Source organism: Pseudonocardia sp. Ae717_Ps2 (genome assembly GCF_001932475.1).
Lineage (GTDB): Bacteria > Actinomycetota > Actinomycetes > Mycobacteriales > Pseudonocardiaceae > Pseudonocardia.
The window spans coordinates 4,894,435-4,916,863 of sequence record NZ_MCIS01000001.1; the positions used below are offsets into that span (position 1 = coordinate 4,894,435).

Annotated in this window: 23 protein-coding genes; 19 read left to right on the forward strand and 4 right to left on the reverse strand. The window is 75.2% G+C overall.

Annotated elements, in window-relative coordinates; all coding sequences use genetic code 11:
* Nucleotides 1-138: 138 nt before the first annotated feature.
* The 5 genes from Ae717Ps2_RS22395 to Ae717Ps2_RS22415 all read left to right on the forward strand — a co-directional run bounded on the left by Ae717Ps2_RS22395 (nucleotide 139) and on the right by Ae717Ps2_RS22415 (nucleotide 4,547).
* Complete coding sequence (locus Ae717Ps2_RS22395) at nucleotides 139-1,779, forward strand: acyl-CoA carboxylase subunit beta (protein WP_043280731.1); 1,641 nt, start codon at nucleotides 139-141, stop codon at nucleotides 1,777-1,779.
* The gene (locus Ae717Ps2_RS22400) at nucleotides 1,779-2,036 is read left to right on the forward strand and encodes an acyl-CoA carboxylase epsilon subunit (protein WP_075310306.1); all 258 of its coding nucleotides are present in this window, start codon (nucleotides 1,779-1,781) and stop codon (nucleotides 2,034-2,036) included. Before Ae717Ps2_RS22395 ends, Ae717Ps2_RS22400 begins: the two co-directional genes overlap by 1 nt.
* A 154-nt stretch (nucleotides 2,037-2,190) precedes the next feature.
* On the forward strand, nucleotides 2,191-2,688 hold the full coding sequence (locus tag Ae717Ps2_RS22405) for a hypothetical protein (protein WP_075310304.1): 498 nt from the start codon (nucleotides 2,191-2,193) through the stop codon (nucleotides 2,686-2,688).
* A gap of 39 nt (nucleotides 2,689-2,727) precedes the next feature.
* Nucleotides 2,728-3,900: a sensor histidine kinase gene (locus Ae717Ps2_RS22410; protein ID WP_075333866.1), complete on the forward strand. Its 1,173-nt coding sequence runs from the start codon at nucleotides 2,728-2,730 to the stop codon at nucleotides 3,898-3,900.
* Nucleotides 3,897-4,547, forward strand: a complete 651-nt coding sequence (locus tag Ae717Ps2_RS22415; protein WP_075333867.1) for a response regulator transcription factor — start codon at nucleotides 3,897-3,899, stop codon at nucleotides 4,545-4,547. The genes Ae717Ps2_RS22410 and Ae717Ps2_RS22415 overlap by 4 nt, the downstream gene beginning before the upstream one ends.
* 100 nt (nucleotides 4,548-4,647) lie before the next feature.
* Here Ae717Ps2_RS22415 and Ae717Ps2_RS22420 read toward each other — a convergent pair whose 3' ends face one another.
* The 3 genes from Ae717Ps2_RS22420 to Ae717Ps2_RS22430 form a co-directional block, all read right to left on the reverse strand.
* A complete protein-coding gene (locus Ae717Ps2_RS22420) occupies nucleotides 4,648-5,127 on the reverse strand; it encodes a zinc ribbon domain-containing protein (protein WP_075312806.1) in 480 nt (159 codons plus the stop codon).
* 62 nt (nucleotides 5,128-5,189) lie between these two features.
* Nucleotides 5,190-6,485: a hydroxyacid-oxoacid transhydrogenase gene (locus tag Ae717Ps2_RS22425; RefSeq protein ID WP_075310298.1), complete on the reverse strand. Its 1,296-nt coding sequence runs from the start codon at nucleotides 6,483-6,485 to the stop codon at nucleotides 5,190-5,192.
* Nucleotides 6,485-7,255 (reverse strand): N-acyl homoserine lactonase family protein, encoded by a 771-nt coding sequence (locus Ae717Ps2_RS22430; RefSeq protein ID WP_233147661.1) that lies wholly within the window; start codon nucleotides 7,253-7,255, stop codon nucleotides 6,485-6,487. Before Ae717Ps2_RS22430 ends, Ae717Ps2_RS22425 begins: the two co-directional genes overlap by 1 nt.
* 179 nt (nucleotides 7,256-7,434) lie before the next feature.
* Here Ae717Ps2_RS22430 and Ae717Ps2_RS22435 point away from each other — a divergent pair, with 179 nt between their 5' ends.
* From Ae717Ps2_RS22435 to Ae717Ps2_RS22495, 13 genes are all read left to right on the forward strand, one after another.
* Nucleotides 7,435-9,249 carry a helix-turn-helix domain-containing protein gene (locus Ae717Ps2_RS22435; protein WP_075333868.1) on the forward strand — a complete coding sequence of 605 codons (1,815 nt, stop codon included), beginning with the start codon at nucleotides 7,435-7,437 and terminating at the stop codon, nucleotides 9,247-9,249.
* A gap of 11 nt (nucleotides 9,250-9,260) precedes the next feature.
* The gene (locus Ae717Ps2_RS22440) at nucleotides 9,261-9,878 is read left to right on the forward strand and encodes a nucleoside triphosphate pyrophosphatase (RefSeq protein WP_075310292.1); all 618 of its coding nucleotides are present in this window, start codon (nucleotides 9,261-9,263) and stop codon (nucleotides 9,876-9,878) included.
* Between the two features lie 40 nt (nucleotides 9,879-9,918).
* Nucleotides 9,919-10,809 carry a sulfurtransferase gene (locus Ae717Ps2_RS22445; protein WP_075310290.1) on the forward strand — a complete coding sequence of 297 codons (891 nt, stop codon included), beginning with the start codon at nucleotides 9,919-9,921 and terminating at the stop codon, nucleotides 10,807-10,809.
* Nucleotides 10,806-11,270 carry a SufE family protein gene (locus Ae717Ps2_RS22450; RefSeq protein WP_020622450.1) on the forward strand — a complete coding sequence of 155 codons (465 nt, stop codon included), beginning with the start codon at nucleotides 10,806-10,808 and terminating at the stop codon, nucleotides 11,268-11,270. Before Ae717Ps2_RS22445 ends, Ae717Ps2_RS22450 begins: the two co-directional genes overlap by 4 nt.
* Nucleotides 11,271-11,438: 168 nt before the next feature.
* A complete protein-coding gene (locus Ae717Ps2_RS22455; protein WP_075312804.1) occupies nucleotides 11,439-12,389 on the forward strand; it encodes a TIGR04222 domain-containing membrane protein in 951 nt (316 codons plus the stop codon).
* A gap of 93 nt (nucleotides 12,390-12,482) precedes the next feature.
* Nucleotides 12,483-13,376 carry a DUF692 family multinuclear iron-containing protein gene (locus Ae717Ps2_RS22460; protein WP_075333869.1) on the forward strand — a complete coding sequence of 298 codons (894 nt, stop codon included), beginning with the start codon at nucleotides 12,483-12,485 and terminating at the stop codon, nucleotides 13,374-13,376.
* Nucleotides 13,373-13,807 carry a hypothetical protein gene (locus Ae717Ps2_RS22465; protein WP_139318929.1) on the forward strand — a complete coding sequence of 145 codons (435 nt, stop codon included), beginning with the start codon at nucleotides 13,373-13,375 and terminating at the stop codon, nucleotides 13,805-13,807. Before Ae717Ps2_RS22460 ends, Ae717Ps2_RS22465 begins: the two co-directional genes overlap by 4 nt.
* A 115-nt stretch (nucleotides 13,808-13,922) precedes the next feature.
* Nucleotides 13,923-15,701 (forward strand): acetyl/propionyl/methylcrotonyl-CoA carboxylase subunit alpha, encoded by a 1,779-nt coding sequence (locus Ae717Ps2_RS22470; RefSeq protein ID WP_075333870.1) that lies wholly within the window; start codon nucleotides 13,923-13,925, stop codon nucleotides 15,699-15,701.
* A gap of 4 nt (nucleotides 15,702-15,705) precedes the next feature.
* Nucleotides 15,706-16,290, forward strand: coding sequence for a GNAT family N-acetyltransferase (locus tag Ae717Ps2_RS22475; protein WP_139318928.1), 585 nt, complete (start codon nucleotides 15,706-15,708; stop codon nucleotides 16,288-16,290).
* A gap of 312 nt (nucleotides 16,291-16,602) precedes the next feature.
* On the forward strand, nucleotides 16,603-17,109 hold the full coding sequence (locus Ae717Ps2_RS22480) for a hypothetical protein (protein ID WP_051050033.1): 507 nt from the start codon (nucleotides 16,603-16,605) through the stop codon (nucleotides 17,107-17,109).
* Between the two features lie 139 nt (nucleotides 17,110-17,248).
* Nucleotides 17,249-17,614: a hypothetical protein gene (locus Ae717Ps2_RS22485; protein WP_075310284.1), complete on the forward strand. Its 366-nt coding sequence runs from the start codon at nucleotides 17,249-17,251 to the stop codon at nucleotides 17,612-17,614.
* Complete coding sequence (locus Ae717Ps2_RS22490) at nucleotides 17,611-19,575, forward strand: PPE domain-containing protein (protein ID WP_075333872.1); 1,965 nt, start codon at nucleotides 17,611-17,613, stop codon at nucleotides 19,573-19,575. The genes Ae717Ps2_RS22485 and Ae717Ps2_RS22490 overlap by 4 nt, the downstream gene beginning before the upstream one ends.
* Nucleotides 19,568-20,347: an ESX secretion-associated protein EspG gene (locus tag Ae717Ps2_RS22495; RefSeq protein WP_158071536.1), complete on the forward strand. Its 780-nt coding sequence runs from the start codon at nucleotides 19,568-19,570 to the stop codon at nucleotides 20,345-20,347. Before Ae717Ps2_RS22490 ends, Ae717Ps2_RS22495 begins: the two co-directional genes overlap by 8 nt.
* Here the strand turns inward: Ae717Ps2_RS22495 and Ae717Ps2_RS22500 are convergent.
* The gene (locus Ae717Ps2_RS22500; RefSeq protein ID WP_020624004.1) at nucleotides 20,322-21,725 is read right to left on the reverse strand and encodes an NAD(P)H-quinone dehydrogenase; all 1,404 of its coding nucleotides are present in this window, start codon (nucleotides 21,723-21,725) and stop codon (nucleotides 20,322-20,324) included. The genes Ae717Ps2_RS22495 and Ae717Ps2_RS22500 overlap by 26 nt on opposite strands.
* A 143-nt stretch (nucleotides 21,726-21,868) precedes the next feature.
* On the opposite strand from Ae717Ps2_RS22500, the gene Ae717Ps2_RS22505 reads away from it, so the two are divergent.
* Nucleotides 21,869-22,333, forward strand: a complete 465-nt coding sequence (locus Ae717Ps2_RS22505; protein ID WP_020624005.1) for a gamma-glutamylcyclotransferase — start codon at nucleotides 21,869-21,871, stop codon at nucleotides 22,331-22,333.
* The last annotated feature ends 96 nt before the right edge of the window (nucleotides 22,334-22,429 follow it).

Consider the following 22,429-nt stretch of genomic DNA (forward strand, 5'->3'; position numbering starts at 1 on the left):
CACCGTAACGGCACCGCGACCCGCCGGGGCCCGCGGAGGGTGCACGGATCGGTAACGGTGTCCGGGGACGGCCACCCGGTCGGCTGCGTCGGACGTCACGCCCGGACCGACGCTACTTGCGGGTTAGGCTCCGATCTCATGAGCGCCGCAACGGAGCCGATGGCGACCCCGGAAGACGGAAGCGCCGAGCCGGACGTCCACACCACGGCCGGCAAACTCGCCGACCTCTACCAGCGTTTCGAGGACGCGGTCCACGCCGGTTCGGCGTCCGCGGTCGAGAAGCAGCACGCGAAGGGGCGCCAGACCGCCCGTGAGCGGATCGACCAGCTGCTCGACCCCGGCTCCTTCGTCGAGCTGGACGCCCTGACCCGGCACCGGTCCACGAACTTCGGGATGGAGGCCAAGCGCCCGTTCGGCGACGGCGTCGTGACCGGCACGGGCACCATCGACGGCCGCCCGGTCGCAGTGTTCTCCCAGGACGCGACCGTCTTCGGCGGGGCGCTGGGCGAGGTCTACGGCGAGAAGATCGTCAAGGTCATGGACGTGGCCGCGAAGATCGGCTGCCCGGTCGTCGGCATCAACGACGGCGGCGGCGCCCGCATCCAGGAGGGCGTGGTCGCCCTCGGCCTCTACGGCGAGATCTTCACCCGCAACGTGTCGAGCTCCGGCGTGATCCCGCAGATCTCGCTGATCATGGGCCCGTGCGCGGGCGGCGCGGTGTACTCCCCCGCGATCACCGACTTCACGGTCATGGTCGACGAGACCAGCCACATGTTCATCACCGGACCGGACGTCATCAAGACCGTCACCGGCGAGGACGTCGACATGGAGGAGCTCGGCGGCGGCCGGGCCCACAACACCAAGTCCGGTGTGGCCCACTACCTGGCCGGCGACGAGGCCGACGCGCTCGACTACGTCAAGCAGCTGCTGAGCTTCCTGCCGTCGAACAACCTGTCCGAGCCGCCGTCGTTCCCGGCGAGCGAGCCCGTCGAGGGGTCGATCGAGGACGGGATCATCGACTCCGACCGCGAGCTCGACACCCTCATCCCGGACTCGGCGAACACCCCGTACGACATCCGCGAGGTCATCAACCGGGTCGTCGACGACGAGGACTTCCTCGAGGTCCAGGAGCTCTGGGCGCCGAACATCGTGATCGGGTACGCCCGCGTAGAGGGCCGCAGCGTCGGCATCGTCGCGAACCAGCCGACCCAGTTCGCCGGCTGCCTCGACATCGACGCCTCGGAGAAGGCCGCGCGGTTCGTGCGGACCTGCGACGCGTTCAACATCCCGGTCCTGACCTTCGTCGACGTGCCGGGCTTCCTGCCGGGCACCGAGCAGGAGTGGAACGGCATCATCCGCCGCGGCGCGAAGCTGATCTACGCCTACGCCGAGGCGACCGTCCCCAAGGTCACCGTGATCACCCGCAAGGCCTACGGCGGCGCCTACGACGTCATGGGCTCCAAGCACCTCGGCGCCGACGTCAACATCGCCTGGCCGACCGCGCAGATCGCGGTCACCGGCGCGCAGGGCGCGGTGTCGATCCTCTACCGCAAGGAGCTCAAGGGCCTGGAGGGCGACGAGCTCGCCGCCAAGCGCGCGGAGCTGCAGCAGGACTACGAGGACACCCTCTGCAACCCCTACATCGCCGCCGACCGGGGCTACATCGACGCGGTCGTGCCGCCGTCGCACACCCGCGGCTACGTCGGCCGGGCGCTGCGGATGCTGTCCACCAAGCGGGAGCAGGGCCCGACCCGCAAGCACGGGAACATCCCGCTCTGATGGGCGAGCCGCAGGAGACGCAGGAATCGGCCGAGGCCACCCCGGAGGAGCGCCGCGCGCTGTTCCGGGTCGTACGGGGCACCCCGGACGCCCGCGAGCTCGCCGCGCTGACCGCCGTGGTCGCCGCGGCGGCGAGCGCCGGTGGGCCGCCCGCCCCGCCGCGGACGCCGGACCTGTGGTCGCACCCCGCGGTCCAGCTCCGCGCCCCGCTGCACGCGGGCCCCGGCGCGTGGCGCGCCTCCGGCCTCCCCCGCTGACCCACCTACGCACCACCGGCCGACGCCCGGTCCCCGGCACACCACGGTGCCCGGGGCCGGGCGCGGTCCACCCGGGGGTGGAGGGCGCGCGTCCACCCGGGATCGACCCCGGCGCCGACGCGACGACCGGCCCCGCGGAGAGATCGTTCTCCCCATGGACGCCACCTCCCTCGTCATCACGGTCGCGATCGTCGGCCTGGTCCTCTACAAGCAGTTCCGCGGGCAGTTCGTCGGCGGATCACGGGACGTGAAGCTCCCGCTCATCCTGGTCGGTATCGGGGTGCTCACCCTCGCCCAGGCCCGCCCCGAGGTCACCGCGGCCGGGGTGGGCCTGCTCGCCGCCGAGCTGGTGCTGACGGCCGGGCTCGGGGTGCTGCGCGGGTACGCCTTCCGTCTCGGCACCCGCGACGGCTGGGCGTACCGCAGCGGCTCGGCCGCGTTGCTGGTCGCCTGGGTGCTGACCATCGGGGTGCGGGTCGGTGCCGGGGTGCTCGGCGGGGCCGTCGGCGCCGGACTGTTGCTGTCGACGTCGTCGGCGCTGGTCTTCGGCGGGAGCCTGCTGGTCCAGAGCCTGGTCCTGCGTCACCGGGTGGACGCGGCCGGGCTGCCGGTCCGGCCGGCCGAGCCGCGCCGTGCCCGCACGGTGGCCTGACCGGCCCGCCTGGCCCGGCTGCTGTGTCAGAGTGAAACGGTGAGCACGCCCACCGCCCGCGCGGCCCGTCGCGTCGAGGCCGACCGGTCGCCGCTGTTCGGGGTCCCCCGACGGCTGCTGTCACTGGTGTGGCTGCCGATCGTGCTGTACTGGTCGCCGGGCCAGCAGGTCTCGCCGCCCTGGCTCTACGCCGGGCTCGTCCCGGCCGTCGCCGGGTGGGTGGCCTTCGCCCTCTACCGGAACATGCCGCCGGTCGCGACGGTGCTGACCAGCGTCGCGCTCGGCGGAGGCGGGATCGCCCTGCTGGCCGGGTCCGACGGCTGGACCACCTCGGCGGCCTTCCCGATGCTGGCGGTGTTCGTGGCCGCGCTGCGGCTGCCCTACCGGACCGCGCTGTTCGTCGACGTGCCGCTCATCGCGGCCACCACGATCGCCGTCGGTCCCTACGACTCCCTCTGGGAGGCGCTGCTGGTGGTCACCGCGCTGACCGCGATGGTGCTGTTCGGGCTCGGCCGCCGCGACTCGACCCGGCGCCTCGAGGAGCACGAGCAGGCGCTCGTCGCCGATGCCAGGGCCCGCGAGGAGCACGCCCGCGCCGAGGCCATCGCCGACCGCGCCCGGGTCGCCCGCGACGTCCACGACGTGCTGGCGCACTCGCTGTCCGCGCTGGCCGTCCAGCTCCAGGGCGCCCGGCTGATGGCGCTGCGCGACGGCGCGGCGCCGGACACGGTCGCCCAGATCGAACGGGCCCAGCGGCTCGCCTCCGACGGGATCACCGAGGCCCGCCGCGCCGTGCGGGCGCTGCGCGAGGGACCGGCGCCGGTCGACGTCGCCGAGGAGCTGCGCGAGCTCGGCCGGGCGCACCCGGACGCGACCGTCGAGGTCGCCGAGGGGCTGCGGCTCGGCGCGCGGGAGGGCGAGACCGTGCTGCGCACCGCGCAGGAGGCGCTGTCCAACGCCCGCAAGCACGCCCCCGGCGCCCCCGTGACGGTGCACCTGCGCCGCGACGGCGACGGCGCCGAGCTGGAAGTCGTCGACGTCGCCGGGGCGCCGCCGGCGCCCGGTGACGGCGAGGGCTCCGGGCTGACCGGGATGGCCGAGCGCGCGGCGCTCGTCGGCGCCGAGCTGCAGACCGGCCCCACCCCCGACGGCTGGCGGGTCCGGCTCCGGCTGCCCGCCCGTTCCCCGGACCGCGAGAGGATCACGACGTGAGCGACCTGCGGGTGGTACTGGCAGACGACCAGCGGATCGTGCGCGACGGCCTCGCCACCGTCCTGGGCCTGCTCGACGGCATCGAGGTCGTCGGCACCGCCTCGGGCGGCGACGAGGCCCTCGCCCGGGTCGCCGAGCTGGCCCCGGACGTGCTGCTCACCGACCTGCGGATGCCCGCGGGCGACGGCGTCTCCGCGACCCGCCGGGTCCGCGACGAGCACCCGGGCACCGCCGTCGTCGTGCTCACCACCTACGTCGACGACGACGCCGTGGTCGACGCGATCGCCGCGGGCGCCTCGGGCTGGCTGTCCGAGGACGCCGACGCCGAGGCCATCGGCCGGGCCCTGCGCTCGGCCGCCGACGGCGTGTCCACCGTCGACGCCGGCGTGCTGTCCCGGCTGGTCGCCGCCCGCGCGACGACCGCACCGCCGGCGCCGGTCGACCCGCCCGACGGGCTCACCCCGCGCGAGGTCGAGGTGCTCGGGCTGATCGCCGACGGGCTGTCCAACACCGAGATCGCGAGGCGGCTCGTGGTCGGCGAGGCGACGGTGAAGACCCACGTCAACCACCTGTTCGCCAAGACCGGGCTGCGCGACCGCGCCCAGGCCGTCGGCTACGCCTACCGCCACGGCCTGACCGGCCGCTGACCCGGACACCCTCGTGTCCACACCCCCTGGCCGGTAGCCACACCCGTTGCAACGGGTGTGGCTACCGGCCAGGGGGTGTGGATGCCGACGGGGGTCGGGGTCAGTCGGAGGTGCCCGTGGTGGGGGGTGCGGGGGTGTGGCCGTGTCCGTGGCCATGTCCGTGGCCGTGGCCATGGGCCTGTTTGGCGACCACGCCGGCGCCGGGCATCGGGGCGGTACCCCCCAGCTGGATGTCACCGGCCCGCAGCGGGACGTCGTGGTACTTGCCCTCGTGCGCCAGGATCGGCCGCTGGTCCCCGGCGATCTCCGGGTACTTCTCCTCCAGCCGTCGCCGCTGGTCCCAGGTCCGGCGCATCGAGTCGATGTACTCGGAGTTGCCGTTGTAGACCCCGCGCCAGGTCTGGGGCATCTCGTCCTTGGACAGGCCGGGGCTGGCCTGACCGCCGAGCGCGAACCCGGCCGGGACCTTGCTCGTCGCGCCGTCGCCGCAGACCGGGCACGGCGGGGTGTGGGAGTCCGACATGGACGCGAGGTGCTCGAAGCGGGCTCCGCACCCGCACCGGAAGACGTAGATCGGCATCGTGCCGCCTTCGGATCGGCGTCCGCCGGCGGCCCCGCTCGGGAACCGCCGGCGGACGGGGGTCACCAGTTCTGGACGGACTTCGTGAGGATGTCGGCGATGTCGTCCTCGGTCGGGGTCCGCGGGCAGGTCGCGAGCAGCCGCTGCTGCTTCATCGTGCCGGGGACCAGGTCCGGGACGTCGGCCTCGGTGTACCCGACGCCGCCGATGCCGTTCGGGATGCCGATGTCGCGCATCAGCCGGGTCAGGACCCCGGGCAGCTGCTCCCGCGGGTCGTTCACCTTGTCCGCCCGCGGGTCCATCAGCTCCGCGGCCCGCAGGTGCCGCTGCGGCGCGGAGTCGAAGGAGAACCGGAACGCCTCCGGCGCCGTCAGCGACACCGACTCCCCGTGCGGCACCATCGCCTCGTCCTGCGGGTAACCCTGCGGCCGGTAGTCCTTGACCATGCCCGCGATGGGGTAGGCGTTGGCGTGCGGGATGTGCACCCCGGAGTTGCCGAAGCCCATGCCCGCGAACGTCGCGGCCATCATCATGTCCGAACGGGCCTCGACGTCCTCGGCGCCGCGCTGCACCGCCGCCCGGAACGACTTCGCCAGCAACGACATCGCCTTCTCGCACCACAGGTCCGAGACCGGGTTGGAGCCGCAGTAGGTGACCCGCTCCTCGGGCTTCTTCCGGTCGAAGGTCGTGTAGTACCGCGCCGTGTAGCTCTCCAGCGCGTGGCAGGTGATGTCCATCCCGGCGGCCGCGGTGACCTGCGGCGGCAGCGTCATCGTCAGCAGCGGGTCGATGACGGCCAGGGTCGGCCGCAGCCGCCAGTGGCTGATCCCGGTCTTGACCTTCATCGACAGGATGTCCAGCACGCACATCGCGGTGGACTCCGAGCCGGTGCCCGCCGTCGTCGGGATGGCGATCAGCGGCTTGAGCTGCCCCGGCGGCACCTTGGCGTTGCCGATCGGCTTGTTGATGTAGTCCATCAGCTCGCCGGGGTGGCTGGTCAGCAGGTTGATGGCCTTGGCGGTGTCGATCGCCGACCCGCCCCCGACGGCGACGAAGCCGTCCCACGGCCCCTGCGCGCGGGCGTACTCGGTCGCCTTGTTCATCGAGTCGTCGGTCGGCTCGACGTGCACGCCGTCGAAGATCTCGGACTCGATGCCGTAGCGGGCCAGGTTGTCGGCCAGCCGCTGCGGGGCGCCGAGCGCGTTCACGCCCGGGTCGGTCACGATCAGGACCCGCGACACGTCGTAGGCCGACAGCTCGAAGCCGACCTCGTCGATCGCGCCCGCGCCGAACTTCAGCGGCGGCGCGCCCCAGGTGAAGATCGTCTCCTCGGTGAACTCCGGAACCTCGAACGTCATCAGGTGTACGACCCCTCGGGCGCCTTGCGCAGCTGGTGGATCTGCTCGGCGTCGTGGCCGAACACCATCTGCGCGTTCGTCCGTTCCTGGATGCCGCGCAGCTTCTCCACCGAGGAGAACCAGTCCTCCAGGTTGTTCACGATCGCCGCGGGGGCGGCCGGCGGGCCGTAGCTCTCGCCCATGTAGACCGCGTCCGAGGTGAAGATCATCGTGCCGGTGTCGGGGAGGTCGACGCGCATCGACATGCACCCCGGGGTGTGCCCGGGGGTCTGGATCATGCTGACGCCGGGGAGCAGCTCGACGTCGCCGGAGACGATCTCCCAGTCGATGCCCTCGTAGTCGGCCTTGAGGTGGGCGCCGTTGAACGGGCCCTCGAAGCCGAGCGCGAACTCCTTCTCCTTGTCCGAGCAGATCATCTTCGCGTTGGTGTTCGTGAACATCTGGGCGTTGCCCGCGTGGTCGAAGTGCAGGTGCGAGAGCACCACGTAGTCGATCTCGTCGAGTCCGACGCCCATCTTGTGCAGCTGCTTGTCCAGGTACTCGTCGTCGGCGACCTGGTCGTAGGGGAAGAACTCCTGCAGACCGGTCGGCGCCCAGCGCGTCTCCCAGTCCGACGGACAGCTGGTGTCCCACAGCAGCTTGCCCTCGTCGGTCTCGACGAGGACGCAGTGCGTCGGCACCTCCACCCAGTCGATCGGGGAGTCCTTCTCGGACCGTGGCTTGATGCTGACACCGGGCTTGAGGAGCAGGAACGGGAGATTGGTGTGCATCGCCCCGCAGGGGATGACACTGAGCTTGTTCGCCGTGGCCATGAGGAGTCCCTTCGTCGATGGAGGGTTCTGGCAGTTCGTCGCCGGGCCAGTCTCGGGAAGCCGGGGTCGGGCGTCCATGGTCGTATGCGCCTGTCTTGATCGCAGGACATGGCGCGGACAGACATAGGGTCGGGCGCATGAAGCCGGCTCCGCCGTTCCCCGAGCCCAGCCAGGACGCGATCCTGCAGGCCGTCGGGCAGACGGCCGTGGACCTCGCGAACGTCGGCGACCGGGACGTCATGCTCGGCGCCGTCCTGCGCCGCACCCGGGCGCTGCTCGGCGCGGACATGGCCTACTTCAGCCTCAACGACCTGCACTCCGGTACGACCTACATCGAGCTGACCGACGGCGTCCGCACCCCGGAGTACCGCGCGATCCGGATGCCGTTCGGCACCGGGGTGCTCGGTCGCGCGGCGGCCGGCGCGGGCACCGTCGCGACCGCGGACTACCTGGCCGACCGGGCGCTCAACCACCTGTCCGGGATCGACACGATCGTGCGCGGCGAGGGTGTGCGGGCCATCGCGGGCGCCCCCATGCGCCTGGGCGGCCGGGTGGTCGGGGCGCTGCTGGTGGCCCACCGCGCGCCCCGCGTCCTCGGCCCGGCCGCGGAGGCGGCGCTGGAGCACATGGCCGTCCAGGCCGCCGTCGCACTGGAGCAGACCCGGCGCGGCGAGGAGATCCGCCGCCTGCGCACCACCCGCGACGACGGCTCCGCCCCCGGCGCCCGGCTGCGCCTGGAGCACCTCCTGCACCTCGACGAACGCCTGATGGGGGCGATGGCCGGCTCCACCGCCGAGGCGGCCGGGGTGTTCGCGGTGCTCGCCGAGTCGGTCGGGCACCCGCTCTCCCTGCACGACCCGTCCGGGGCGTTGCGCACGGGGCGGCGGCTGCTCACCCCCGAGGAGCTGGCCGGGTGGCGGCTGCGGGCGGCGGTCCGCACCTCCCAGCAGGCCGGCGGCGTCGCGATCGCGCACCTGCCCGGCGGCGGGACCTACGCGCTGCTCGCGATCACCACCGCGGGCGAGCACCTGGCGACGCTGGTCATGGAGGGCGCCGACGACGACGCCGTCGCCCGGCTGGCGCACGCCTCGGCGTTCATGACGGTCGCGCTGCTGGTCGAGCGGGCGCTGGCCCAGGCCGATGAGGCCGCCCAGACCACACTGGTCGAGGAGCTCGTCGACAGCCGGGTGCCGCCGCGGCCGACGCTGGGGAGCCGGCTCGCGCAGTACGGCATCTCCCCCGACGTCCCGGCGACGGTGCTGGTCGTCGACGTCGACCCGGCCGGTGCGGTGACCGCGGCGCGGGCGGTCCGGGGCCTGGACGGGGCGGGCCGCTGGCTGGTGTCGGTGCACGACGGGCACGTGTGCGTGATCGCCTCCGCCGGGACGACCGGTCCCGGCTGCGCGGGGACCGGGGCGGCCGCACTCGTCGCCGACGGGCTCGCCGCGGCCGGGACACCGGTGCTCGTCGGCGCCGCGCACAGCCCCTCGGGCGGGCCGTCGGACCTGCGCCGGGCGCACACCGAGGCCGCCGACGTCGCCGCCGCGGCCCGCGCCCTGGGCCGCACCACCGGGCACGCGGACTTCGCCTCGCTCGGCGCGGTCGGCGCGGTGATCCGGGACCGGACCGGCACCACGTCGCGGGAGATCGTCGGGCGCCACCTCGGGCCCGTCCTCGACTACGACCGGCGCCGGCGGACCCGGCTGGCCGACACGCTGTGGCACTGGTTCGCCGCGGGCGAGCTGCTCGCCCCGGCCGCCGACGCGCTGTCGGTGCACCCGAACACCGTGCGCCAGCGCCTCGAACGCGTCGACGACCTGCTGGGCCCGGACTGGCGCACCCCGGAGGGGCGGTTCCACCTGCACCTGGCGCTGCGCCTGCACCGGGTCGCCGGGCCGGACCGCAGCGCCGACCCGGCGACGGACCACGGCGCCGCGACGGCGGGCCGGTAGCGTCTGCCGGCGTGCGTCTGGTTCTGGCCTCCGCCTCCCCCGCCCGCCTGTCGGTCCTGCGCGCCGCCGGGGCCGACCCCGCCGTGGAGGTCTCCGACGTCGACGAGGACGCCCTGCTCGCCGCGCACCCCGACGCCGACCCCGCGGCCGTGGTGACGCTGCTGGCCGCGGCCAAGGCCGCCGCCGTCGCCGAGCGGCTGACCGGTGACTGCGTGGTCGTGGGCTGCGACTCGATGCTGCTCGTCGGCGGCGAGCTGGTCGGCAAGCCGCACGACCCGGAGACGGCGCGGCGGCGCTGGAAGGCCATGGCCGGGCGCACCGGGGAGCTGCTGACCGGGCACGCGGTGCTGCGCCTGGCCGGCGGCGCGGTCGCCCAGGAGGCCGAGGGACACGCCGGCACCGGGGTGCGCTTCGCCGAGCCGACCGACGCCGAGCTGGAGGCCTACCTCGCCACCGGCGAGCCGCTGGCGGTCGCGGGTGCGTTCACCCTCGATGGGCTGGGCGGCTGGTTCGTCGAGGGCATCGACGGCGACCCGTCCAACGTGATCGGGATCAGCCTGCCGCTGCTGCGCCGCCTGCTGGGCGCGGTCGGGGTGTCGGTCGTCGACCTCTGGGCGCCGCGCGGCTGACCCGTGTGTGGGTGTCGGGGCACGTGGTTACCCTGCGGCCATGACTGTCGGACACGACCCCGACCCGAAGCTCGCCGAGTACGCCCACCCCGAGCGCCTGGTCACCACCGCCTGGCTGGCGGAGCATCTGGACGACCCCGGGCTGGTGGTCGTGGAGTCGGACGAGGACGTCCTGCTCTACGACACCGGGCACATCCCCGGCGCGGTGAAGGTCGACTGGCACACCGAGCTCAACGACCCGGTCACCCGGGACTACGTCGACGGCACCCGCTTCGCCGAGATCATGTCCGAGCGCGGCATCGGCCGGGACACCACGATCGTCGTCTACGGCGACCGGAACAACTGGTGGGCCGCCTACGCGCTGTGGGTGTTCTCCCTGTTCGGCCACGCCGACGTGCGACTGCTCGACGGCGGCCGGTCCACGTGGGTCGCCGAGGGCCGCGAGATGGTCACCGAGAAGCCCACCCCGGCCCGGGCCGACTACCCGGTCGTCGAGCGTGACGACTCCGGCATCCGCGCCTTCAAGGACGACGTCCTCGCCCACCTGGGCAAGCCGCTGGTCGACGTGCGGTCCCCGCAGGAGTACACCGGCGAGAAGCTGCACATGCCGGACTACCCGCAGGAGGGCGCGGTCCGCGGTGGGCACATCCCGGGCGCCGCGAGCGTCCCGTGGGCCCGCGCCGCCGCCGAGGACGGCTCGTTCCGCAGCCGTGCCGAGCTGTCGGCCATCTACGAGCAGGAGCAGGGGCTGTCGGCCACCGACGACGTCGTCGCCTACTGCCGGATCGGCGAGCGTTCCAGCCACACCTGGTTCGTGCTGACCCACCTGCTGGGCTTCGACCGGGTCCGCAACTACGACGGCAGCTGGACCGAGTGGGGCAACGCCGTGCGCGTGCCGATCGTGCAGGGACAGGAGCGCGGGTCCGCGTGAGCGGCGATCCCGGCACACTGCCCCCCGACCTGGCCGAGCTGGTCGAGGACTTCGCCGCGGTCGGCCCGAAGGACCGTCTCCAGCTGCTGCTGGAGCTGTCCCAGGAGCTGCCGGACCTGCCCGAGCGCTACGCCGACACCGCGGACACCATGGAGCAGGTCCACGAGTGCCAGTCGCCGCTGTTCCTCGCGGTCGAGGTGGCGGGCACCCCGGGCGACCCGCCCAGCGAGCGGCCGGTCCACCTGTTCTTCTCCGCGCCGAAGGAGGCGCCGACCACCCGCGGGTTCGCCTCGATCATGGTGACCGGGCTCGACGGGCAGCCCGCCGCGACGGTCCTGGCCGTCCCGGACGACTTCTACACCGACCTCGGCCTCGCCGAGGCCGTCAGCCCGCTGCGGCTGCGTGGCATCGCCGCGATGCTGGCGCGCATCAAGAACCAGGTGCGGGCCGCCACCGGCTGAGGCCCCACGAGCTCACTCCCGCGACAGCCGGGGTCACCGTCGGTGACCCCGGCTTTCCCCGTGCGCGGACCTTCCTCAAGTCCACCTCAAATCGATCACTCTCCAGGGGTGAGCGGGCGCACACTGCTTCGAACGACGAAGTGTCGCTCACCGCAGGGGGTGGTGGAGATGGGCACGAACCTCACCGGGGACACCTGGGGCATCCCGGGCCAGACCTTCCTGGTCCTCTACGTCGTCGCGCTGGTTCTGGTGTCCGGGATCGTGCTGCGCCGGCGGCGGGCGATCGCGCAGGGGGATCCGCGCGGCGCCGGCACCCTCGACAGCAGGCCCGAGGACGTCGCGTACCTCAACGGCGGGCCCGAGCTGGCCGTGTACGCGGCCCTGTCGGCCATGCACGTCGACGGCAGCCTGGTCACCTCCGGCCGCACCACGGGCCAGGTGCGGGCGGGCCGGGTCCCCGGGCACGGCGCGTCGGCGCTGCAGCGCGCGATCCACCGCTGCGCGCAGCGCCTGACCCCGGGCCGGATGCTGGGCACCCACGAGCCGGTCCGCACCGAGCTGACCCGGGCCGCCCAGCGGCTGGAGACCGCGGGGCTGCTGCTGTCCCCTGCCGACCGGGCCCGCTACCGGGCGACCGCCTGGCCGGTCGGGGCGCTCGCCCTCGTCGGTGCGGTCCGGATCGCCGCCGGGCTGGGCGGTGGGCGCCCGGTCGGGTTCCTGCTGGTGCTCGTCGCCGCCACCGCGGTGTTCGCGGCGGTCCTCGCGACGCAGGTGCCCGCCCGGACCCGGGCCGGGGACGCCGCGCTCGCCGCCGTGCGGTCCCGCCACGACGCGCTGTCGCCGTCGATGCGCCCGGACTGGACGGCCGTCGGGCCCGCCGCGGCCGCGCTGTCGGTCGGGGCGTTCGGAGTGGGCGCGATGCTGGCCGCCGAGCCTGCCTTCGCCGAGGAGCTCGCCGCGCAGAAGCTCGGCACGCTCGGCGGGGCGCCCGCCGCGACCGGGGGCAGCTCCTCCGACGGCGGGGGCGCCGTCGGCTGGTCCGGCAGCGACAGCGGCGGCGGGACCAGCTGCGGCGGAGGCGGGAGCAGCTGCGGCGGAGGCGGCGGCTGCGGCGGCTGAGCCTGCGACGGGGGAACCGGATCTGCCGTTCCCGCAGCTGCACCGTGGGGGGTGTGAAGCTGCGGGAACGGCTCGTACGGCGGAGGTGACCGGATGACGGGTGTCCCGGGCGGGACCGGGGTCGGCTGGCGCAGCGGCATCGCGGCCGTCCTCGACGACGTCGACGGCCTCGCCTTCCACGAGGTCGTCGCCGAGTCGCTGCACCCCGACGCGGTCCCGGCGTCGCTGCTGCGCAGGCCGGTCGTCGTGCACGGGGTGCGACTGTCGCCCGGCTCCCCCGAGGGCGTCGACCCGGGGCGGGTCGCCCACCTCGCGGCCTGCGCCGCCGCGACGGGTGCGGCACTGGTCAGCGAGCACATCGCGTTCACCCGGGCGGGCGGGGTCGAGGCCGGGCACCTGCTGCCGCTCCCCCGCACCCGGGAGGCGCTCGACGTGCTCGTCGCGAACGTGGCGGCGACCCGGCCGGAACTGGACGTCCCGCTGGCGCTGGAGCCGATCGCGGCGCTGTTCGACTGGCCCGACGACGAGTTCGACGAGGCGGAGTTCCTGCACCGGCTGCACGACAGGACCGGGGCGCCGCTGCTGCTCGACATCGCGAACACCTACGTCAACGCCCGCAACCGGGGCCGCGACCCACGGGCCGACGTCGACGCGCTGCTCACCGGGCTGCCACCGGGGGCGGTGGCCTACTGCCACGTCGCCGGGCACGCCGCCGACGCGACGGGGCTGCTGCACGACACCCACACCGACCCCGGCCCGGACGCGGTGCTGGCGCTGCTGACCCACACCGTGGCGCAGCTGCCGGTGCCGCCGCCGGTGATGCTGGAGCGCGACGGCCGCTACCCGCCCGCCGCGGAGCTGTGCGCGGAGCTGGACGCCGTGGCGGCCGCGGCCGGGCACGCGTCGCCGTGCCGGACGGGTGCGGACTCCGGCCACGGGGCCGGGACGGTGACCGCGCCCGCCGCGGACGGGACGGGCACGACGTGAGCGGGGACCTCGCGCAACGGCAGGCCGAGCTGGTGGCGGCGCTCGTCGCGGGCGGGGCGAACCCGGCCGGGTTCGACGAGGCGCGGCTGGCCGCGGCCCGGGCCGCCCTGCTGCGCAAGCGGGCCGGGCTCGTCGCCGCGGCGTGGCCGCTGCTCGCCGTCGACGCCGGGACGGACTGGCAGGCCCGGTTCGCCGCCCGCTTCGACGGCGTCGCCCCCTACGGCGCCCAGCGGGAGGGCTGGGACCTGGCCCGCGAGCTGGCGGCCGCCGGTCGGCTCGGTGCGGGCGCCCGACGTGAGCTGGCCGCGCGCGAGGCGGCGCTGCACTACGACGGCCGGACCGCCCCGCGGCCCCGCGGCCGGGTCGCACGGTGGTGGCACCGGTCACGCCTGGACCGATCACGAACGGGGTCTCGGGGCTCGGACGGGTGAGGGCGTTGCCATCACCACATTCCCCACCGGTAATTTCCCGGCCCGCGGCTCCTACACTCCCCGGTAACCCTGCGCCGGAGCATCGGGCCGGCGCCGTGACCGGAGGAGTTCGACCGTGCCCGCACTGCGCAAAGTGCTCGTCGCCAACCGGGGAGAGATCGCCGTACGCGTGATCCGAGCAGCGAAGGACGCGGGACTGGAGAGCGTCGCCGTCTACGCCGACCCGGACCGGGACGCGATGTTCGTGCGTCTCGCCGACGAGGCCTTCGCGCTGGGCGGCTCCACCGCCGCCGAGTCCTACCTCGACATCGAGAAGGTCATCGGTGCCGCGAAGCAGTCCGGCGCCGACGCGATCCACCCCGGCTACGGCTTCCTGTCGGAGAACGCCGACTTCGCCCAGGCCGTGATCGACGCCGGCCTCACCTGGATCGGCCCGTCGCCGCAGTCGATCCGCGACCTCGGCGACAAGGTGACCGCGCGGCACATCGCCCTGAAGGCCGGCGCCCCGCTGGTGCCCGGCACCAAGGACCCGGTCAAGGACGCGGACGAGGTCATCGCCTTCGCCGACGAGCACGGCCTGCCGGTCGCGATCAAGGCCGCCTTCGGCGGTGGCGGGCGCGGCATGAAGGTCGCCCGGGAGCGCTCCGAGATCGCCGAGCTGTACGAGTCCGCGGTCCGCGAGGCCACCGCCGCGTTCGGTCGCGGCGAGTGCTTCGTCGAGCGCTACCTGGACAAGCCGCGCCACGTCGAGACCCAGGTGCTGGCCGACCAGCACGGCAACGTGGTCGTCGTCGGGACGCGTGACTGCTCGCTGCAGCGCCGCTTCCAGAAGCTCGTCGAGGAGGCGCCCGCGCCGTTCCTGACCGACGAGCAGCGCACGACCCTGTACGAGGCCTCGAAGGCGATCTGCAAGGAGGCCGGCTACTACGGCGCCGGCACCGTCGAGTTCCTCATCGGCCAGGACGGCATGATCACCTTCCTGGAGGTGAACACCCGGCTGCAGGTCGAGCACCCGGTCTCGGAGGAGACCACCGGGATCGACCTGGTCCGCCAGATGTTCCGGATCGCCGAGGGCCAGGAGCTGGACTTCGACGGCGACCCGGAGCCGCGCGGGCACGCCATCGAGTTCCGCATCAACGGCGAGGACGCCGGGCGGAACTTCCTGCCGGCGCCGGGCACCGTCGAGCGGATCTGGTACCCGGCCGGGCCGGGCGTGCGGATGGACGCGGGCGTCGAGGACGGCTCGGTCATCGGCGGCCAGTTCGACTCGCTGCTGGCGAAGCTGATCGTGTGGGGCAGCGACCGGCAGCAGGCGCTGCAGCGGGCCCGGCGCGCACTCGCCGAGTTCAAGGTCGAGGGCATGGCGACCGTGCTCGAGTTCCACCGTCTCGTCGTCGAGGACCCGGCCTACGCCGCCGAGACCCTCGAGGACTTCACCGTGCACACCCGCTGGATCGAGACCGAGTGGAACAACACCGTTCCGCCGTTCGAGGGCGGTGCGGGCGCCGAGGACACCTCCGGCGAGCGGCAGACCGTCGTCGTCGAGGTCGGCGGGCGACGCCTGGAGGTCTCGCTGCCCGGCGACCTCGCCCTCGGCGGAGGCGGCAACGGCGGTAGCCCGGCCAAGGCGGCCCCGCGCAAGCGCGGCGGCAAGGGCGGCGGCGGGGCGAAGGCCTCGGGCGACGCCGTCACCGCGCCGATGCAGGGCACGATCATCAAGGTCGCGGTCTCCGAGGGCGACACCGTCGAGGTGGGGGACCTGATCGTCGTCCTCGATGCGATGAAGATGGAGAACCCGGTCACCGCGACGAAGGCCGGTACCGTGACCGGCCTGGACGCGGAGCAGGGCTCCTCGGTCACCCAGGGCACCGTGATCTGCGAGATCAAGGACTGACGCGGTGCCCGTCCCGGTGCTCGACCCGGTGCTCGACCCGGTCGAGATCAACGCCGGGGCCTGGTACCTGCGCGGGCTGCGGCACGACGGCCGGGTGGACGACCGCCCGGCCGTCGCCGCGTCCTGCCGGGACCCGGAGATCCGGCGCTGGCGCAACCGGCCCGACCCCGCGGCCCCGGACTTCGACGCACGGGTGACCGCGCACGTCGCCGACCGGATCGACGGCTGGGCCCGCGGCACCCGCTGCGCCTGGGCCGTCGCCGAGCCGACGACCGGGGAGATGCTCGGCGAGATCACCCTGGAGCACCTCGACCTGGCCCACGGCACCGCGGAGCTGCGCTGCTGGACGCTGCCCGCCGCCCGCGGACGCGGCCTGGCCCGCACCGCGGCCGGGGCGGTCGTGCGCTTCGCCTTCGGCGGGCTCGGGCTGCACCGCGTCACCTGGTGCCACGCCGAGCCGAACCGGGCCTCCGCCGCCGTCGCCGCGGCGCTGGGGTTCGTGCCGGAGGGCCGGCTGCGGGAGGCGTGGACCGTCGACGGCGAGCGGGTCGACGTCGTCGTGCTGGGGCGGCTGGCGGACGAGGGCTGACCCGGTCCGGCACGCTCACCCTCCGCGGTCCGTGGCGACGGGGCCGTGGCGACGGGCGGTGCCGAGCGGGTCACGGCCCGTTGACCGGCACGCCCGGCCGTTCTAGCGTCCTCGGTGTGTCGCGCACGCCGTCCGGCGCCCGCGGCATGCACCGAGCAGTACCCACGACAACTCCACAGCCGACCCGTGTGCCCGATCCACGGGGCCCGGAACTACCGCCACGCGGAGTACCGCGCCGCGGATCCGCTCACCACGCAGGCCCTGCCGCGCCGTGAGCCGTCCCAGTTCGACCGAGACGTCACAGGATCCGTCATGCCCCCAGAGTTCGACCCCGCGTCGCCGACGTTCCACGTCACGACGCACGTCCACACCGACGGCCCGATCCCGGGCCCGCACTCCCTGCTCACCCTGACCTCCTCCGCGTACGGCGCGGGCGGGGTCCTGATCGGCACCTTCACCGCCAACCTCCGGGAGCTCCCGGGGGCCACCCTGCACCCGACCGCGCTGGCGACCTGGCGCACCCGGGCGGAGGACTGGCTCCTCACCCGGCGGGCCTCGCGCCCACCGGGCCAGGTCTCGAACGAGTACGCCGCCTGGGTCACCGACCTGGGCGGACGCGCGTTGTTCGTCACCGCCCCGGAGGACCCGGACCACCTGTTCGTCTACTGGTACCTGCAGCGTTTCGCAGGCCGGTGGCCGTTCGCGGGGACCGTTCCCGCCCACGACGGGACACCACGGCCCTGGGCCCCACCGCCGTGCCCGCTCCGCGGGTGCGCTCCGGTCGAGGTCCCGGCCCCGGCCGAGGTGACGGCGGCCTGACCGCGACGCACACCCCCGTCCGCACCGGTACCGACCGGCCGCGGACGGGGGTGTCGTCGTGTGCGGGCTTCGCGATCGCGACCGGGCCCCGCCGAACCCCCGCGGCGACGACCGGTGCCGGCCTAGCGTGTGCCCGTCCGTGATCCGCCCGTCCGCACCGGAGGCCGACGTGCCCAACATCTCCCCGGACCTGCGCGTCGACCCGGCGGCCCCGGCCGGGGCGGCGGAGGCTCTCGACCGGGCCGCGTCCCGGCTGGCCGCCGCGCTGCGCACCCTCGACGCCGACGCCCGCCGGGTCGAGCCCTGGCTCGGTGACCCGGCCAGCGCCGAGGCCGCCGCCCGCTACGCCGTCCACGCCGCGGACGGCCCGGACGCGGCGATCGGCCGGCTGCACACGGTGCACACGGAGCTGCTGCGGGCACGCGACGCGGCCGCCGCCACCGGTCGCGCCTACACCCGCACCGAGGAGTCGACGACGGACGCGCTGAACGGCAGCGCCCGGTGACCGCGCCGCGCTGGGCGGGGCTCGGCCACGCCGAGATCGCCGCGATGGTGGCGGCCGGTCCGGGCCCCTCGGCGTCGGCCGGGGCGGAACGGGCGTGGCGCGACGCCGCGGCCGCGCTCGCCGACGTCCACCGCGAGCTGTCCGGCCAGGTCCGCGGTCTGCCGGGGGGATGGTCCGGCACGGCCGCGGACGGCGTCACCGTGGCGCTCGGGACCCTCGACGGCTGGGTCGTCTCCGCCACCGCCGACGCCGAGCGCACCGCCGACGCACTCGCCACCCAGGCCGGGCTCGCCGCGGACCTGCGGGCCCGGATGCCGGCCGCCGCGGCCCCGACACCGCCGGAGACCGCACCCGTGGGCCCGGCCCTGCTCGACGACTGGGCGGCCGCCGACCTCGCCGCGGGCAACTCGGCCGGTCGGGCCGCGGAGCTCATGATCCGCTACGACGACACCCACGCCACCGGCGCACCGTGGACCGGCTGGGGCGCGGCCCCGGTCGTGACCCACGACGGCACCGCGGCCGCCTCCCCCGCCGTCCCGGCCCCGCCCCCCGGCGGGCCCCCGCACGGCACCGGCGGCGCCGGCGGCGACGCGGGTCCGGTCCCGGTGGACGGCGCGGGGTCGGGGACGACGGTGTTCGCGGGGATCGGCTTCGGCGGGCTCACGGCGGCGGTGCTGACCGGGAACGGACGGGCCGGGGTGCCCGGTGCGCGACCGATCGACGTCGGCGGGCCCTCCGCCGGGCGGGACCCCGCGGACGCCGCCGCGACCGACGACCCCCGCACCGGCGGCACCCCCGCACCGGACACCGCCCCCGGGACCGGTGACCCCGAGACCGGTGACTCCGGGGCCGCTCCGGCGTCCCCGGCGGGCGACGCCGGCACCCCGGGCGACCGCGGTGGCCCCGACGACGGCGGCACGGCCGTGACCGCCGCGGTGCTCGCGGGCGGGGCGCTCGGTGGCGCCGGGATCCTGATCGGCGCCACGATCCGTGGGGAGCGGCAGGCCCGGGACGGGCGGAGCCCCTCCGGCGACGGCGACACCACCGGCCGCGGGACGCCACCCGGCAGCGCCGCCGACCACGGGGCACCGCCCGGCAGCGCCACACCGCCCGGTGACGGCACCCCACCACCCGGTGGCAGCACACCACCCGTTGGCAGCACACCACCCGGTGGCGACACTCCGCCCGTTGGCGACGCACCACGTACGGGCGACACACCACACCCTGACGACGCCCGGGACCGACCGGGCGACACGACGCCCAGCGGAGCCGAGCACCGCCCGCCCTCCGGCGACGCGACGACCAGCGGCACCCGCGCCCCCAGCGGCGTGCCGGCCACGGGTGCCGCGGACGGGGTGCCGCCGTCGACGCACGACGGCCCCGTCCCGGACGCCACCGGCGATCCCGCCCCGCACGGCGCGACGCCCACCGGGCCCGACGACCCCACGGCCGGCGGCGGCGCGCCGGACCGGCCCACGACCGACGGCCCGACCCCCGGGAGCCCGGCGGGCGCCCAGCCCACCGGCCCCGACACCACCCACCCCCACGTCACCGAGCCCCACGTCACCGAGCCCCGCATCGCCGACCACGCCGTCGCCCCGCACTGCCCCACTCCCGCGGGGCCCCCGGGCCCGGCCCACCACGCCGTCACCACCGGCGACCTCGCCGTCCCCCACCTCGACGCCACGCACGGTGCCGCCACCCACGGCCGCTACGCCCTACCGCCGGTGCCGCCGCACGGCGACCCGGCCGTCACCCCGGCCGGCGTGCCGGTGGGCGCGGTTCCGGCCGCCCCGCCGCCGGTCGCGGCTGCCGTAGGCGCGCCCGCCGACCTCCGGGTCCCGGCCTGGCGCCTCGTCGCCGACCGGCACGCCGTCCCCGACGACCCCCTGGAGCAGCCCGATGCCCGACCCGACCCCGGCGTCCTGCGTCCCGAGGCCCGGTGGAGGGGCCGTGGCTGAGCCCGCGCCCTGGATCCCGTCGGTGCCGTTCGTGCTCACCGGCACCGAGTTCGACGTCGTCTGGGAGCACCTGGGACTCGGCGCCACACCGGTGGCGCTGCGGCTCCCCTCCCCCGGGCGCACCCGCGAGGAGCGGCGCCGGGTCGTGGCGGCCGGCGTCGCCGGGCTGCGCGCCCGCGGCCTCGCCGGTCCGGCCGGACCCGACCCCGCGCTGGTGCGGCTGCTGACCCTGCTCGCCCGCCCCGACCGTCACCTGGAGGTGCGCGGCCGGTTCGACGACGGCCCGCTGCGCGCGGTCGCCGCCGAACGCGACGGCGACGGCGTCCTCGCCGTCCACACCGGAACGGCCGTCACCGTGACCGCGGCGGGATCACCGGCGTTCGCCGCGGTGTCGGCCCTGCCCCGGCGCGCGCCGGGCCCCGGGCCCGCCGTGACCCTGCCCACCGCCGAGCTGGCCCGCGTCCTCGACGGGGACGCACGCACCGACCCCGGCACCGCCGGGGACGACGAGCAGCGGGCCCGGCTCGCCTCCCTGCTCGCCGGGCCCGCGCACCGTGCGCAGATCTGTGCCGTCCGGCACGACCACTGGGGCAGCCCGGCGCGGCTGCCGGGGCACGTCGCCGTCGTCGACACGCCGCGGGGTCGCTACCGGCTGACCCGCGGGACCGGCGCGCACGGCGGACCCGAGTGGTCCACCCTCGCCCCCGCGGGCGACGGCGAGCTGCGCGACCGGTTCGCCGAGCTGTTCAGTCCAGGTCGGAGTGCTGCATGAGCTGACGGCCCGCCTCGGTGATCGACCCGGACAGCGACGGGTACACCGAGAAGGTGTGGGCCAGGTCGTCCACGCCGAGCCCGTTCTGGACCGCCATCGCGATCGGCAGGATCAGCTCGCTCGCGACCGGCGCGACCACGACACCGCCGATGACCACACCGGACGCCGGACGGCAGAACAGCTTCACGAAGCCGCGGCGCAGTCCGCGCATCTTGGCGCGCGGGTTGGTCGACAACGGCAGCATCACGGTGCGGGCCGGGACCTCGCCGGAGTCGATCGCGTTCTGGCTGATCCCGACGGTCGCGATCTCGGGCCGGGTGAACACGTTCGCCGCGACGGTCCGCAGCCGGATCGGGGACACGCCCTCCCCGAGCGCGTGCCACATCGCGATCCGGCCCTGCATGGCCGCGACCGAGGCGAGCATGAGCACGCCGGTGCAGTCGCCCGCCGCGTACACACCCGGCTCGGAGGTGCGCGAGACCTTGTCGACCGGGACGAACCCGCCGCGGTCGGTCTCGACGCCGATCTTCTCCAGGCCGAGCTCGGCGGTGTTGGGGATCGACCCGACGGTCATCAGGGCGTGCGAACCCTCCACGACGCGACCGTCGGACAGGGTGACCCGGACGCCGTCGCCGGTGTTCTCGACGGAGTCGGCGCGCGCGTGGGCGAGGATCTCCACCCCCCGGTCGGCGAACACCTCCTCCAGCACCGCGGCGGCGTCGGCGTCCTCGTGCGGGAGGACCCGGTCGCGGCTGGAGACCAGGCTGACCCGGCAGCCGAGCTCGACGTAGGCCGAGCAGAACTCGGCGCCGGTCACGCCCGAGCCGACGACGATCAGGTGCTCGGGCAGCTCGTCGAGGTCGTAGAGCTGACGCCAGTCGAGGATCCGGTCGCCGTCCGGACGAGCCGAGTCCAGCACCCGCGGGGTGGCCCCGGTCGCGATGAGGACGACGTCGGCGACGAGGTCCTCGACGGTCCCGTCGGCGTGCGTGGCGGTCACCTCGTGCGCGGCGCGGGCCTCCGCGGGCCCAGCGAACCGCGCGGTGCCGGCGATGATCCGGACGCCCTCGTTCTCCAGCCGGGCCCGCACGTCGGCGGACTGGGCGAGGGCGAGGGACTTGACCCGCTCGTTGACCGCGGGCAGGTCGACCGCGGAGTTGCCGCGGTCCACCAGGACGCCGAGGTCCTCGGCACGGTGCAGGTCGACCCGGACGGCCGCGGAGGAGATGAAGGTCTTCGAGGGGACGCAGTCGTAGACGACGCAGGCGCCGCCCATCCCGTCCCGCTCGACGACGGTCACCTCGCTGCCGTGCTGTGCCGCGACGAGTGCGGCCTCGTAACCGGCCGGTCCGCCGCCCATGATGACGATGCGGGTCACGGGAGATCCCCCTGGAGAAGTCGGTGGTGGTGGACCGGCAGGCGGTCCCGCCCGCCAGCGTCGACGGGGCTCACAGTACGCGTGTCCCATCGTTACGACCGGGCGGGTCGAGGCCCCGTCGGGCTCCCCACTACCCTGCATGCGTGCCGCTGTATGCCGCGTACGGGTCGAACATGGACCCCGAGCAGATGAAGGAGCGCGCCCCGCACTCGCCGATGGCCGGGACCGGGTGGCTCCAGGGCTGGCGGCTGACGTTCGGCGGCGAGGACTACACCTGGGAGGGCGCGCTCGCCACCGTGGTGGAGGAGCCGGGCTCGCAGGTGTTCGTCGTGCTCTACGACGTCCCCGAGCACGACGAACGCCAGCTCGACCGCTGGGAGGGCGGCGAGCTGGGCATGCACAAGAAGCTCCGGCTGCGCGTCGCCACCCTCGACGGCAGCGTCCTCGCGTTCATCTACGTGCTGAACGCCTACGAGGGCGGGGAGCCCTCGGCCCGCTACCTGGGCGTGATCGCCGACGCCGCGGAGACCGCGGGCGCCCCGGACGACTACGTGAACGAGCTGCGCAGCAGGCCCAGCCGCAAGTCCTCGCCCGGCAACCACTCCTGACCGGGCCCACCGGCCGACGAGAACGGCCCGGCCTCCGCACGTGCGGAGGCCGGGCCGTCGTCGTTCACCGCGGGAGGCGGTGGGTCGGTGGGTGCG